Annotated in this window: 11 protein-coding genes; 7 read left to right on the forward strand and 4 right to left on the reverse strand. The window is 62.2% G+C overall.

Going from position 1 to position 14,995, the window contains the following annotated elements; translation table 11 throughout:
- Positions 1–10 precede the first annotated feature (10 nt).
- The 3 genes from P775_RS09680 (at position 11) to P775_RS09690 (ending at position 3,999) form a co-directional block, all read left to right on the forward strand.
- Positions 11–1,237 carry a TCR/Tet family MFS transporter gene (locus P775_RS09680; RefSeq protein WP_143520860.1) on the forward strand — a complete coding sequence of 409 codons (1,227 nt, stop codon included), beginning with the start codon at positions 11–13 and terminating at the stop codon, positions 1,235–1,237.
- Between the two features lie 224 nt (positions 1,238–1,461).
- Complete coding sequence (locus tag P775_RS09685; protein WP_099910805.1) at positions 1,462–2,541, forward strand: Zn-dependent alcohol dehydrogenase; 1,080 nt, start codon at positions 1,462–1,464, stop codon at positions 2,539–2,541.
- 225 nt (positions 2,542–2,766) lie between these two features.
- Entirely contained in the window at positions 2,767–3,999 is a 1,233-nt protein-coding gene (locus P775_RS09690; protein WP_099910806.1) for a mandelate racemase/muconate lactonizing enzyme family protein, read from the forward strand.
- Positions 4,000–4,054: 55 nt separating this feature from the next.
- On the opposite strand, the gene P775_RS09695 is transcribed toward P775_RS09690, so the two are convergent.
- Both P775_RS09695 and P775_RS09700 read right to left on the reverse strand, forming a co-directional pair.
- A complete protein-coding gene (locus P775_RS09695; protein WP_099910807.1) occupies positions 4,055–5,935 on the reverse strand; it encodes an acyl-CoA synthetase in 1,881 nt (626 codons plus the stop codon).
- Between the two features lie 208 nt (positions 5,936–6,143).
- A complete protein-coding gene (locus P775_RS09700; RefSeq protein WP_099910808.1) occupies positions 6,144–7,943 on the reverse strand; it encodes an ABC transporter transmembrane domain-containing protein in 1,800 nt (599 codons plus the stop codon).
- 305 nt (positions 7,944–8,248) lie between these two features.
- On the opposite strand from P775_RS09700, the gene P775_RS09705 reads away from it, so the two are divergent.
- Positions 8,249–9,403, forward strand: a complete 1,155-nt coding sequence (locus P775_RS09705; protein WP_099910809.1) for a mechanosensitive ion channel family protein — start codon at positions 8,249–8,251, stop codon at positions 9,401–9,403.
- A 669-nt stretch (positions 9,404–10,072) separates the two neighbouring features.
- On the opposite strand, the gene P775_RS09715 is transcribed toward P775_RS09705, so the two are convergent.
- On the reverse strand, positions 10,073–10,672 hold the full coding sequence (locus P775_RS09715; protein ID WP_143520861.1) for a hypothetical protein: 600 nt from the start codon (positions 10,670–10,672) through the stop codon (positions 10,073–10,075).
- A gap of 449 nt (positions 10,673–11,121) precedes the next feature.
- On the opposite strand from P775_RS09715, the gene P775_RS09720 reads away from it, so the two are divergent.
- From P775_RS09720 to P775_RS09730, 3 genes are all read left to right on the forward strand, one after another.
- Positions 11,122–11,751: a recombinase family protein gene (locus tag P775_RS09720; protein WP_099910812.1), complete on the forward strand. Its 630-nt coding sequence runs from the start codon at positions 11,122–11,124 to the stop codon at positions 11,749–11,751.
- 149 nt (positions 11,752–11,900) lie between these two features.
- The gene (locus P775_RS09725; RefSeq protein ID WP_099910813.1) at positions 11,901–12,704 is read left to right on the forward strand and encodes a ParB N-terminal domain-containing protein; all 804 of its coding nucleotides are present in this window, start codon (positions 11,901–11,903) and stop codon (positions 12,702–12,704) included.
- A gap of 238 nt (positions 12,705–12,942) precedes the next feature.
- Complete coding sequence (locus P775_RS09730; RefSeq protein ID WP_099910814.1) at positions 12,943–13,497, forward strand: ribonuclease H family protein; 555 nt, start codon at positions 12,943–12,945, stop codon at positions 13,495–13,497.
- 50 nt (positions 13,498–13,547) lie between these two features.
- Here the strand turns inward: P775_RS09730 and P775_RS09735 are convergent, their stop codons facing one another.
- Complete coding sequence (locus P775_RS09735; protein WP_099910815.1) at positions 13,548–14,945, reverse strand: tyrosine-type recombinase/integrase; 1,398 nt, start codon at positions 14,943–14,945, stop codon at positions 13,548–13,550.
- Positions 14,946–14,995: the final 50 nt, after the last annotated feature.

The raw sequence follows: 14,995 nt of genomic DNA on the forward strand, positions 1-14,995 counted from the left end.
CCTTGCGGCAATGACCAATAGCGCACAAAGCGATCACGCGAAGATGCGACTGCCAGTGATCTTTCTGCTGCTCACCGTGATGATCGACGCCATCGGCATCGGCCTGATCATCCCGGTCATGCCCGACCTCATCCGCGACGTGACCGGCGGTACCCTTTCCAATGCAGCACTTTGGGGCGGGGTGCTGGCCACGGTCTTTGCGGTGATGCAGTTCCTGTGCGGGCCACTGATGGGGAACCTCTCGGACAGATTTGGCCGTCGCCCCATCCTGCTGAGCGCGCTGGCGGTGATGGCCGCCGACTATATCGTCATGGCCCTGACTGGCAGCCTGTGGCTGCTTCTTGCCGGTCGCCTGGTGGGTGGCATCACGGCCGCCACCAAAAGCACCGCCTCGGCCTATATGGCCGACATATCCGAGCCGGGAAAGAAAGCGCAGAACTTTGGCCTGATCGGCGCAGCCTTCGGACTTGGCTTCGTGATTGGCCCGGCGCTTGGCGGCCTCATGGCACAATTGGACACCCGCGCACCGTTCTATGCTGCAGCAGCGCTCGCCGCCGGAAACGGCCTCCTCGGCTACTTCGTCCTCACCGAAACCGTAACCGACCGAATCCGCCGCCGCTTCGAATGGCGCCGCGCCAACCCGTTCGGCGCCTTCAAGGCCCTGAACCGCCTGCCGGGCATCGGACGCGGCATCGTGGTTTTCTTCCTCTATCAGGTGGCATTTTTCGTCTACCCGGCGATCTGGGCCTATTTTGGCACCGCGCGGTTCGGCTGGGACGCCGGGATGATCGGCCTTTCGCTCGCTCTGTTCGGCATCTCCATGGCCCTGGTGCAGGGCTGGCTGATCCGGCGCATCCTGAAACGACTGGGCGAACGCGGCACGGTGATCTACGGACTCACCTTCGACATCTTCGCCTTCCTCGCACTCGCCTTTGTCACCTCCGGCCCGCTGGCGCTGATTCTCACCCCACTCACCGCCCTCGGCGCGGTGATCACCCCGGCCCTGCAGTCGATCCTCAGCCAAAAGGTACCCGACAACCAGCAGGGTGAATTGCAGGGCGCTCTGGCTTCTGCCGGTGCAGTGTCGATGATCGTCTCCCCCCTGCTGATGACCTGGGTCTTCGCGGTCTTCACCGCGCGGGATGCCGCAATCTACATGCCTGGCGCGCCTTTTCTTGTCGCTACGGGCCTGATCATCGCCGCGCTCGGGGTCTTCCTTGCGCCAGCGCGCCCGTGACCGCTCCGTCTTCCTCTCTTTCCAAACACGCACAGCAGTGGCGGCGGCCGCATTCCCGCTTGTGTCCTCCCATCATGCATCGCAGGCTGCCCAAAGCATATTGCTTTTGCGAAGAGCCATGCCTTCAGTCAGCAGACGAAGTCAGCGTTTGCCTCGGGAAACACCTGCGGCAGGACTGTTGAAGGCCACTCAACGCCACATGATCTGAACCGAGAGGGGGCACCATGACCCGCATCACCGCCGCCGTCTGCACCGCACAGGGCGCACCGCTGACCATAGAAGACCTCGACCTGCGCGCGCCCTTGGCGGGCGAGGTCGAAGTCACCCTCGAAGCGGTCGCCATCTGCCATTCCGACATCCACTTCGCCGAAGGCGCCTGGGGCGGCGACCTGCCTGCCGTCTATGGTCACGAGGCGGCAGGCCGCATCACCGCCCTTGGCGACGGGGTGAGCGGTCTCACACTCGGCAACCGCGTCGTCGTCACGCTGATCCGCGCCTGCGGCACCTGCCCGCAATGCGCCACCGGCAAGCCGACGATCTGCGAAACCCCCTCCCCCAATCCCTCACCGCTCAGCCGCCCCGATGGCACCAGCGTCGTGCAGGCGATGAACTGCGGCGCCTTCGCCAGCCACGTGGTGGTGGACCAAAGCCAGGTCGTCCCCCTGCCCGACGGCATGCCCCCCGAGGCGGTCGCGCTCATGGCCTGCGGCGTGATCACCGGCATCGGCGCTGTGGTGAACGCCGCCCAGCTGCGCCCGGGTCAGGACGTTGTGGTGATCGGCGCCGGCGGCGTCGGCCTCAACGCCATTCAGGGCGCAAGGATCGCCGGTGCACGCCGCATCATCGCCGTCGACATGTCGCCGGAAAAGCTCGCCATCGCCCGCGACTTCGGCGCCACCGACGGCGTGCTGGCCACTGCCGACAAACCCTGGCGCGAGGCGATGAAACTCATGGGCCGGGGCGCCGATGCGGTCATAGTCACCGTCGGTGCCATCCCCGCCTATAACGACGCGCCCCGCTATCTCGGCTGGGGCGGCAAGGTGGTGATGGTCGGCATGCCCCATTCCGGCGCCATGGCCGAATATGAACCGGTCATGCTCGCCTATATGTCTCAGGGCATGACGGGCTCCAAGATGGGCGATGTGGTGATCCGCCGCGACATCCCTTGGATGGCCGACCTCTACCGCCAGGGCCGCCTCAAGCTTGACGAACTGGTCTCGGGCCGCTGGCGGCTCGATCAGATCAACGAGGCGATCGCCGACACCAAATCCGGCGGTGCCAAACGCAACGTCATCGTCTTTTAAAGCGTCCCGCCTTAAACGTGACTCGCTTGTTCGCTGCCTGTCGGCTGCGTCTCAAACCCGAAAAGCGATGCGTGTGTTTCAGGTGAAAGGCGGGGCGCTCTAGACCCTGCCTTCACCTGTCCCCAAATATCCCGGGGGAGTCGCCCGGACGGGCGACGGGGGCAGCGCCCCCAACCCGGTCGGAGCGCACCCGCGATCCGAAACCAGACCAACGGAGCCACCCCGATGAAACTCACAGATCTCGACATCATCGTCACCGCCCCGCCGGCCCCCGGCTGGGGCGGGCGCTACTGGATCCTCGTCAAGCTCACCACAGACACCGGCCTCACCGGCTGGGGCGAATGTTACGCCGCCTCGGTCGGCCCGACCGCCATGCAGGCCGTAATCAAAGACGTGTTCGAACGATACTTCCTGAATGAAACCCCCGAAAACATCGAACTCCTCTTCCGCCGTACCTTCAGCTCGGGCTTCACCCAGCGCCCGGACCTCACCGTCATGGGGGCTTTTTCAGGCCTTGAAATCGCCTGCTGGGATATTCTGGGCAAGGCGCGCGACCGCCCGGTCTGGGCGCTTCTGGGTGGCATGGTGAACCCGCGCATCCGCGCCTATACCTATCTCTACCCGCTGGAACAGCACAATCTGACCGACTTCTGGAACAACCCCGATCAGGCCGCCGACTCTGCCCTCGACCTCGTGGCGCGCGGCTATACGGCGGTAAAATTCGACCCCGCCGGCCCCTATACGATCCACGGCGGCCACCAGCCCGCGCTCTCGGACATCTCGCGCTCGGTGGCCTTCTGCAAGGCGATCCGCGAGGCGGTGGGCGACCGCGCCGACCTGCTCTTTGGCACCCACGGCCAGTTCACCACCTCGGGCGCGATCCGTCTGGGCCAAGCCATCGAACCCTACCTGCCGCTCTGGTACGAAGAACCCATCCCCCCCGACAACCTGCTCGAATTTGCGCAGGTCGCCCGCGCCGTGCGCATCCCCATCGCCACGGGTGAACGCCTCACCACCAAATCCGAATTCGCCACCCTGCTGCGCACCGGCGGGGCCAGCATCCTGCAGCCCGCTCTGGGCCGCTCCGGCGGGATATGGGAGACGAAAAAGATCGCCGCCATGGCCGAGGCCTTCAATGCCGAAATGGCGCCGCATCTCTATGCAGGCCCCGTGGAATGGGCCGCCAACGTGCATTTCGCCGCCTCGATTCCCAACCTGCTGCTGGCCGAGACCATCGAAACGCCGTTCCACAGCGCCCTGATCAGGAACAGCATCCAGATCGAAAACGGCTATATCGTGCCGCCCACCGCCCCGGGTCTGGGCATCGAGGTGGACGAGGATCTCGCCCGCGCCCATCCCTACACCGGCACCGGCCTGCATTTACAGATGCAAGAGGCCCCCTGCGACTATCAGAACGACAACCACTTCATGGGCGGCGCACCACCCGTGGCGGACTGATCCCGCCACAGGCAAGGGCGGCACCGACGCGCTGCCCTTGCCTGTGGCCTCAAAGTTACTTCAGCCAGTCCCAAGGCCGGGTGAATGCGCCCAGCACGGCCGAAACCTGCGCCTCGTCCGCACCATTTGCCGCCAGTTTCGCCACAAGCCCGCGCTTATTGTCATCCACCACCGACACGACCCGCGCCGCGCACTCCGCCTCGGCAAGCGCGCCGTTATACACCCGGGTGATCGCCATCTTGCGCAGATCCGGCTTGAACACCTTGCCCACCGCCGTCTTGGGCAGTTCGTCCAGAATGGTCATGTGCTTTGGCTGCGCCGCGCGTTCATGCACGTGCACCCGGGCGTACTCCAGCAGCTCTGCCTCGCTCACGGTGCTGCCGCTCACCAGCTCCACATAGGCACAGGGCAGCTCTCCGGCATGGGCATCGGGCTGACCGATGGCCCCGGCAAAGGCCACCGCCGGATGCCCCAGCAGCGCCTCTTCGATCTCGGCGGGGTCGATGTTATGCCCGCCCCGGATGATCAGATCCTTGGCCCTCCCGGTGATCCAGAGGTATCCGTCCCCATCGACACGCCCCAGATCGCCGGTGCGCAGATGCGTGCCGTAATGGAACAGATCCCGGTTCTTGTCCGCCTCGGTATAGGTATGCCCCGCATAGACCCCGGGGTTCGAAATACAGATCTCCCCGACCTCATCCACGCCGCATTCAACAGGCTGACCATCCACCACCCGCAGAATCTTGACATCCGTATAGGGCATCGGAATCCCGATGGATCCGACCTTTTTCACCCCCTCGACCGGATTGACTGACACCAGACAGGTCGCCTCTGTCAGACCATAGCCTTCGACGATGGACACCCCCGTCGCCTCTTCGAACCGCCGGAACAGCTCAAGCGGCAGCGGCGCAGACCCCGAAAACGCTGTCTTGACCGACGACACATCCGCATCCACCGGACGCTGCATCAGCGCCGACAGCGCCGTTGGAACGGTGATCACAAAGGTGATCTTCCAGCGCTCGATCAGCTTCCAGAAATTGTCGAACACCCCCTCGCCGCGATAGCCCTGCGGCGTGGGAAACACCACATGCGCCCCCGAAGACAGCGATGCCATCAGGATCACATGCACCGCAAAGACATGAAACAGCGGCAGCGGGCAGATGATGTTGTCCTGCTCGCTGAACAGCAATGTATGCCCCAGCCAGCCGTTGTAGATCATGCCGCTATAGGTGTGCTGCGCCACCTTGGGCATGCCCGTCGTGCCCCCGGTGTGGAAATAGGCCGCCACCCGGTCTTTCTGCACATCCTCGAACTGCAGAATCTTCGGCTGGCGCGCGCATTCCCGACGGAAACATTTCACATCCACATGGTCGGCGCCCCGCAGCTTGGGCCGCAGAAACGGCACGATCCACGACTTCGGCGGCGTCAGATAGCGGTTGAGGTCCACCTCAAGCACCGTCTTCACCCCCGGCGCATGGCGGCAGGCCTCGTGCACCTTCTGCGCCACGTCGGTCTTGGGGAACGGCTTCAGCGTGACGACAACCTTGGCCTTGGTCTCGCGCAGGATCGACGCGATCTGTTCGGGCTCAAGCAGCGGATTGATCGGATTGGCGATCCCCGCCACCATCGCGCCCAGCAGGGCCACGGTCGTCTCGTTGCAGTTGGGCAGCGCATAGGCCACCACATCCGTCTCACCGATTCCCAGTTCGCGAAACAGGTTCGCCGCCTGCGTCACCCGGTCCAGAAGCTGCGACCAGCGCAGGGTCTCGGCCTTGTCCTTGGGTCCCGAAAAGATCTGATAGCTGACCGCCGGGCGATCCGGAAAGGTCCCCGTCGTGCGGCTCAGCAATCCAAAAAGTGTCTTGGGCAGATCCCTGTCCTGCCACGGCATCTCTGCCTCTAGCGCATTCCGGTCTGCCATGGATGCAAAGCCCATCAGCCGTCTCCTCCTTAACTTCCGGCCTCTCCCGGGCCATCGCGTTGCCTCAGTTTCCCGAGGAACGCGCCGCGACGCAAGCCCGCCCGACGCTGCGGCATCAAAACTCTGACGCAACGTCGGGCTCTTCCGGTTTCACCTGTCTCAAAATATCCCGGGGGAGTCACCCTTCAGGGTGACGGGGGCAGCGCCCCCTCCCACGCCAGAGTTACTCTGCCGCGATCCCGTCGGTGAACTGCAACCGGGCCAGCCGCGCATACAGCCCGCCTTCGGACACCAGCGCATCATGCGCGCCCATGGCGACGATCCGCCCCTGATCCAGCACGACAATCCGGTCGGCCTTTTTCACCGTCGCCAGACGGTGCGCCACAATGATCGTGGTGCGGTCGCGCGACAGCTTGTCCACGGCACGCTGCACCGCCCGTTCGCTTTCGGCGTCCAGCGCGCTGGTCGCCTCGTCCAGCAGCAGCACCGGCGCATCGCGCAGGATGGCGCGTGCAATGGCGATGCGCTGCTTCTGCCCGCCCGACAGCATCACACCGCGTTCCCCCAGCCAGGTGTCATACCCCTCGGGCAGCCGGTCGATGAATTCAGACGCCGCTGCGGCCTCTGCTGCCGCCTCAATCTCGGCGTCCGTGGCGTCAGGACGGCCAAAGCGGATATTTTCGCGGGCCGAGGCGGCAAAGATCACCGGGTCCTGCGGCACCAGCGCGATATGCTTGCGAAAGGCGTCGCGCTCCAGATCGGCCAGCGACATGCCATCCATGCGGATTGCGCCTTGGTCCGGGTCATAGAACCGCTGGATCAGCTGGATGATCGTGGTCTTGCCCGCCCCCGACGGGCCGACCAGCGCCACGGTCTCGCCCGCGCGGATCTGCAAATCGATCCCGTCCAGCGCCGCCACACCGGGCCGCGCCGGATAGGCAAAGCTCACGTTGTCGAACGCAATCTCGCCCCGCACCGGGTTCGGCAGCACCGCAGGCGACTCCGGGTCCGTCACCGGATCCTCGGTCTGCAGCAGCTCGACCAGACGTTCGGTCGCCCCCGCCGCGCGCTGCAATTCACCGATGACTTCGGACAGGGCGGCGACCGACCCGGCCACCATCACCGCATAGATCACGAACTGCACCAGCGACCCCGGCGTCATTGACCCGGCGCGCACATCCCAGGCCCCGATCCACAGCACCCCGACAATCCCCGTGAACACGAGGAAAATCACGATCGCCGTCATCAGCGCCCGCGTCCAGATCCGACGCCGCGCCGCGTCAAAGCTTTTCTCGGTCACATCGCCAAAGGCCGCACGCGAAATAGTCTCATGCGTGAACGCCTGCACCGTCTGCACCGAACTCAGCGCCTCGGACGCATTGCCAGACGAGGCCGCAATCCAGTCCTGATTTTCGCGGCTCAGCTTGCGCAGCTTGCGCCCCAGCGTGAGGATCGGCACCACCACGGCGGGCACGATCAGCAGCACCATCAGCGTCAGCTTCCACGAGGTGAACAGCATCAGCACCAGACCGCCCGCAAAGATCAGGATATTGCGCAGCGCGATGGACACGGACGACCCGATCACGCTCAGGATCAGGGTGGTGTCGGTGGTGATCCGGCTCAGCACTTCGCCGGTCATGATCTTTTCGTAAAACACCGGCGAGAGGCCGATAACGCGGTCGAACACCGCCTTGCGGATGTCGGCAACAACCCGCTCGCCCAGCCGCGTGACCAGCGCATACCGCAGCGCCGTCCCCACAGCGAGCAACGCGGCAATCGCCAGCGCCGCGCCGAAATACTGGTTGAGCAGCGCGCCGCTGCCATCCTCGAAATTGTCCACCACCCGGCGCACAGCCAGCGGCAGGATCAGCGACACACAGGCGGTCAGGACCAGCGCCATCAGCGCCAGGATCACAAGCCTGCTGTAGGGCAGCATAAAGGGCCAGAGGCTGCCAAGCGATCCCAGCCGTTTCGATTTCTGGCGTTCGTCGTGACCCGTGGTCGGTGCGGTCTCTCGGGCCATGACCCCTCCTGATATCGGTGCCCCCCGTGTTTCACCACTCAGGCCGCCATGGTCAAGCGCCGCATTGCCGCGCCCTGCCCGACTCTGCCAAAAAAAGACGCAAAATGGGGATACTGGCCACGATCACCCCCTCCCAGACGTGGACCAAACGCCTTTGTCAGCTGCCTGCTGTGGCGACATGGGTACGCTGCACTGCGGAAAAATTCAGCGTCCGCCGAAACACTCCGCCTCAGGACCGCCGGTTTCCTAGGGATTGGGCGCGGCGTGCCTAGCTCAGACCCAAGCAACCCGGAAAGAGGTTTTACATGGACCCCGTCCAAGATGTCGGACAGGTCATGCAGGACATGGAACAGGCCATCGGCGTGTTCGAAACCTACGTGCCCGCCCCGCTCTGGCCCTGGCTGATCGTCAGCATCGGCCTTGTCATCGCCCTGACCCTGCATGCCGTGCTCTGGCGTCCGGTGCGCCGCTTTTGCCACGGTCGCAGCGGTCTGGTCTTTACCGTCCTGCCCCGCCTGCGCCGTCCCAGCCGCCTGCTGATCCTGATGCTGGTGTCGCTGCTGCTGGTCAATGTCGCGGGCCTCCCCGAGGTCTGGAGCGCGGGCCTGACCCAGGGCGCCACCGCCACGCTGATGGTGATCATCGGCTGGATCTTCACCGTGGCACTGGATGTCGCCTGCCAGCGCTTTCTGGGCCGCCTGCCCGAAGACACCGAAGATAACCTCTCCTTGCGCAAACAGGCCACGCAGGTGCGCATGATCCAGCGCATCGGGCGGCTGTTGATCATCCTGCTGACCGCCGCGCTGGTCCTGTCCAGCTTTGACGCTGTGCGCCAGTTCGGCGTTTCGCTCTTTGCCTCTGCGGGTGCGGCCGGCCTTGTGCTCGGCTTTGCCGCCCGGCCCGTGCTGGCCAACCTCATGGCCGGCATCCAGATCGCCCTGACCCAGCCGATCCGCATCGACGACGTCGTCATCGTCGAAGGCGAATGGGGCTGGATCGAGGAAATCACCTCGACCTACGTCGTTGTGCGCATCTGGGACTGGCGCCGCCTTGTGGTGCCGCTGAGCTATTTCATTGAAAAGCCGTTCGAAAACTGGACCCGCGAAAGTGGCTCGATCATCGGCGCGGTGACCTGGCATCTCGACTACACCGCCCCCGTGGCCGAAATCCGCGAAAAGCTAGAAGAGATCGTGCGCGGCTCCTCCCGCTGGGACAAAAAGGTGGTGAACCTGCAACTGATTGAAACCGACCGCGACAGCATCACCATCCGCGCCCTGATGAGCGCGCGCAATTCCCCCATCGCCTGGGAGCTGCGCTGCGAAGTGCGCGAAAAGATGCTGGAATGGCTGCAGCGCGAACATGCGGAAAGCCTGCCCAAAGTGCGCACGCAGCTGCAGATCAATCAATCGCCGTCAGAAGACGCGCCCGTGCAGATGCACAAACGCGCGGCAAACGGTTGATAAGGGGATAAATTGGAGCGGGCGACGGGCTACAGGCGCTTAAATCGAACCTCAACGGCCCCGACACTTCTCAAACATTTTCAGCTACTTGCCGCTCCTCTTTCTTCCGGCGGATTTTTCTGTGTGTGCCTGACGTGCCGCTCTTGTGTGCCTGACGTGCCGCACTTTTGTACCACAATCATGTGCCCGACTACTTGCCGACGCAAGGACGATTTGACAGGTCGTATCCACTGCGCCACGTTTGCTGAGTAATTGGTGGGGACGGACAGAATGAAGAAACAGGGTCTTGTGGTTGGGTTAATTGCCTTGGGCGCTCTCGCTTCATGTGTGGAGCCAACTACTTCCACGGTTGCGGGACCATCAGGGGCCACCATAAGCACTGCGAAGTGCAGCCGGTCATCCGAAGGCTGCCTTAAGTCGGCGGCAACCAGCTGCAATGGGCCATACCAAGTTTTGGATAGTTACAGTAAATCCGGGGGGCTGATTGCCGACATTTTACCGGGTCCAGTAACATGGTATTACATGTCTTACCAATGCGGGAGGTCTGATGGCCGGATGCCGTCTTTTGACTTTCGAGGGCAATCCTACCAGCCACCACCAATGGTAATTTCGCCGACATATACACCACGCACCACCACAACGAACTGTAACCGCTTGGGTAACTCCGTCTCATGCACCAGTTACTGAAAAAGCGCTGCCCTCAATTAGTTTGACTGCCTCTTCGGGATTACGGACCACTGCTTCCGGGAAGTCGTTATGTCCTTCGAGGACTCGGAACCTTTTGTCGCTGGTTACAAAAACATCATAACCGGCATGGCGATGCGCCCAGAATGCCTGTACATCAAGAAGCTGGTTGCGCCATCGGGCATATCCCTTGGACGTAAGATCGTCCCCTTCATAGCCCTTTGCGGCGGCATACTCGGTCCATTCTGGCGGCGAGTTGGGGAATAGGGCGCGATAAATCGAATGCTCAACTGCAATGGTCTCGTCGCTACCCATGAGGCAATGGTCAAAGAAGCTTATGTCGAAGCGGCCAATTGATGGGAGCAATGGCAAATTTCCAAACCCCAGCGCATTTCTGCGCTCGTCGAACGTATTTAGTGAGGAAAGATATCCGTCGCCCTCCTGCCGTTCAGAAGCACTAGAAGCGACTAGCGCAACCTCAACTGCACCCTTCTTAGCGGTAGCGAGCAAGCTCAATACGTGCACTGCCATGCTGCGTTTCTCTGCAACGTCGATTATGCAGTTAGTATCCAATGTGAACTTCATCTCCGAGCCTCTCTCCATCGCCAGTTGCTTGGCCAGTTTTAACGTCTACGAAAAGCGAACTTGCCCCACAGTTACTACGGCAGGGCCCCGTTGGCTGTTGAGAGTTCACCTTACAGGACCAGAAGTGGGCGATGCTCGGAATATTTCACCACAAAATTCTGTAGCCCCGAGATGATATATATGGCCCCGGCAGGCTCCCCCGTGGAGGTACCCAAGATCACCAGCTAGGCCGTAGTTTGCTTCTTTGGCGGGAAGCTCCCGTTGATGACCTAAGCCGTGAAGGTCCCGGCGGCAGGGATGCGGCAGGGATAAGGGGCGGCGTGTTAAGGCGACTTTTAGGGTGTACTTCAAGAGAACCGGACTCGAGGCGGTTCGATAAATGCCAATTGAAAACCCAAAGCGAACTAACGATAAGAGAACCACCTAAATAGAACCAAAGGTGCCCAGCCATGTTCATCCGCGCTTATCTCCGAGCATCAACCAAAGACCAAGACGCCGACCGCGCCCGCACTGACCTCGAACACTTCGTCTCTGTGCGAGGGACCAAGATCGCATCCTATTACGTGGAGAACGAAAGCGGTGCAAAACTGGAGCGACCCGAGTTGATGCGCCTGATTGCAGATTGCCAGACAGGTGACGTGCTGTTGGTCGAACAGGTGGACCGCTTGAGTCGCTTGAATGCCAAGGACTGGGACAAGCTAAAGTCCGTGATCGGGGCCAAGCGCGTCCGCGTGGTGGCTCTCGACCTGCCGACCTCCCACCAGTTAATGCAACCCGAAGCCGACGAGTTCACCGCGCGAATGCTGGATGCAATCAACGGCATGATGCTGGACATGCTCGCAGCCATCGCCCGCAAGGACTATGATGACCGGAGACGCAGACAGCGGCAGGGGATTGAGCAGGCCAAGGCTGGCGGCGTCTATCGCGGAAGACCCGAAGACGCCAAACGGAATGCAGCTTTGGCAGCCATGCTCGACAACGGCCAGAGTTGGGCGAGCATCATAGCTGCTACGGGGTGCTCCCGCTCTACGCTGGCGCGGTTGAGGAAGCGCGGGAAGGACATTTCCGGGGCAGCCTGATGCGAAACTCTTGGCGCGCCCATGTCCTGTTGGGCGATCAATGACTTTCGTGGAGGCGATAGCCCCCGGCCATTATCCCACAACTCAGACACAACAGCCCCTTCCGGCCACCGGAGGGGGCTTTTTCACGTCTGACAAAGGAAACCCCCATGAAGACCCAAACGCAAGCCAGCGGTGCCCAGCCCCAAGTGAGCCAGACCCGCGCCCTACGCTATATCACTCCCCGCGAGATCACAGCCGACCAAGCTTTTCAGTTCCGCCAGGCGGGCACCGACAAGGCACACGTTCGGGGGCTGACCCAAACCCTGCGGACCGTGGGCGACCTCGACCCGGTGTTGGTCTGGGAAGAGACAGCGGCCGAAGGCCTTCCCACTGGTCGCATCATCCTACTCGATGGCCATCACCGGCTTGCGGCATACGCCAATGCCAAGAGCAGACAACAGGGCATCAAAGCGGTTGTCTTTCAGGGGGACCGCACCGGGGCCATGCTGGAAGCCGTCAAGGCTAACACGCGGGAGAGCCTGCCACTGACTAAGAGAGAGCGGATGAATGCCGCATGGCAATTGGTCAGACTGCCGGGAAGGCGCATCACTGTTCTCGCAGTCGCACGGGCCGCAGGCGTTGGGGCCGCGACCGTCGACCGGATGCGCAAGCGGTGGACTGTGATGCAGGCTGCGGGGGCGAAAGTCACAGGCGAGTGGTGGCGTGATCAAAAGGATATCGAACCAGACATGAAAGATCGACCAGAGATGACAGATGCAGAACGGGAGGCGGCTATTGTGAAGCTGGTGACCGATATCAAATCTGCCCTTGGCAGGATGAACAGATCGCCGCCGAAGCGCTGGAACGTGCTGTGGGAACATACAAGCTTCGAGCCATGGCGGAGTACCTGTTCAGCCCACAGGACGAATTTGGCAGCGAGGAGAACCACAGCGCCTGTTGGGAACCCCTAAGGGAACCCGAAACGGGCACGACCAAGCATGACTTCTGACCCCTGAACACATCCCTCATAGGAACACATCATTGATGTGATTTCGGTGCCGATGGCGGCGCTCGTACAGCACTCCCAGCGCTCGTCAGTGGCACCCCCGCGCCCAGCGCAATCCGAACCCCTCAACCAACCGATGCAGCCCACCAGCCCCGCTCAAGCGGGCGGGGACACATTGCCCATTTTTACCAGAAAGAACTGACATGACAACGAACACCACACCCACCAACGCAGACCAGAACAGCCCGACAGCGCCCGGTGACCAGCCCGAAGTAAGTCAGACCCGGATTGAGATTTATACGGATGGTTCGTGCATCGGGAACCCCGGCTACGGGGGCTTTGGCGTCGTCATCCTGCGCAGGGATGACAGCGGCAACATCATCAAGGAACGTGAGTTCAACGGCTATGAAACAGTCATCACCACCAACATCAGGATGGAGATGACCGCCGCCTGTACTGCCCTTGAACGCCTCGGCAGCGTCACCGCCGAACCGATCACCGTCCGGTGCGATGCCAACCTCATTCCGAACGCCATGAACGGATGGCTGGCAGGCTGGAAGGCCAAGGGCTGGAAGAAGAGTGACGGCTCGTCCCCGGAAAATCCCGACCTATGGGACCGCCTTGAGGCGGCAGCAAAAGGGCGCAACGTGGAATGGCAATGGGTCCGAGGCCACAGCGGCAGCGAGTTCAACGAACGGGCTGACCGGCTGGCCTATGCCGGGGCGCGTAAGGCAGAGAAGCGCATACGGCGACACTAACGGCAGCGCCACAGGCTACCCGGCGGGGGAACTCGCCGGGGCGCCTTGCCTCAGTCTTCCAAGCCGAAAGCCCGCTTCATGACTCGTGTTGTGGCCCGCAGCTTGGCAACCTCGCCCCCATAGACGCGATCACCGACTCCGCCCAGCGCGTGACCCAGTATCAGGTTCTGGTCAAGGGATGCGGCTTCGACCAACACTAGCCTGTCTTTCATGTTGTGGCGCAGGGAATGTATGACGTGCTTTTCGTCCGTGGAGATACGCCGCAGGTGCTTCATCAGCGCAGCGGAGGCTGCATCGGCGCCCCGGATACGACCATACTCGGGGAACAGCATTAGGGCATCTGGCGCGACCTCAAGCGCCTCTTTGGCAGCAGCCAAAGCATCACCCACAAGGGGAACCTGACGGCGAGAGGTCTCGGTTTTCAGACCACGTAATCCATGCGGCTCAATACGGATGTGCGGCAGATCGCCCCCAACCTTCACATCCTCAACCCGCAGCCCCGTGACCTCTGCAATCCGACAGCCTGTACCCTCGACCAGCCGCCAAATCAGGGCCAGCGATTTTGAGCCATTGGCTATCACCCGGTTCCGCGTCTGCATCAGCACAGCTTTTGGCAGTGGGTCTCTCTTCTCCGAAGCCTTTCGGCCCTGACCCTTTGCCACACGTTCCACCGGCAGGCGGCTGAACGGGTTTTGAACGACATCGCCCAATCCAAACTCCACCTTGGCAAAGTTTATGATTGCCGCGATGATCGTCAGTTCCCGCGACACCGTTGCAGCGCTGACTTTCCCGCCAACCCCTCTCCCCCTGACCTTCACCCGGTCAAGCATTTCGTCCCGCACCGTCCGCGCATCCTCTCTGGTGATGGCGGACAGCATGGGGTCACGACCCATTGCGCTGATGGCGGCATGAATGACCCGCCGCGCAAGGCCTACGGTACGACTGTCGGTCTCCGGGCTGCCCTCATTCAGGTGCTCCTTGAGGTACAGCTTCAGTGCATCCCCGAGGGTCGGTTCAGGAACCTTGATCTTGCCCGGAGCATTTCGCAGCAGGTTGATTTTGTAGCGGTCCAGTGGAGGGACACCGATAGGCCCGTTATAATCTTGAGGATATGCATCCGCGAGGTTGTCTGCAGTAATTTCCAAGTCTTCCTGAGAGGCAACCAGTTCAGCCCGCCACCGCAGGGCTTCTGCATAGGCTTCACGCTCGGATGCTTTGGCGCTTTTGGCCAGCTCCGACCGAACCCGGCCCCGCTTGGCTTCTGCAATCTCCCGCTCCACCTCGGCATGACAGCGGGCGTAGGCGGCGACTGCCTCCCGCTGAGAATCACCAAGCTTGCGCTTGAACTCCCGCTTCGTGATCACCGCTGCGACGTCCTTGGGCACCCTGCGCCGATACTGCCAGCTGCCCGATTTCGTTTTCTCGATGTACTTCAAGATTAGACCCATGTGTGCCCCGTGTGTGCTGCGATGTGCACCGGAAGGGGACGCAAGTACCG

This window comes from Puniceibacterium antarcticum, assembly GCF_002760615.1.
GTDB lineage: Bacteria > Pseudomonadota > Alphaproteobacteria > Rhodobacterales > Rhodobacteraceae > Puniceibacterium > Puniceibacterium antarcticum.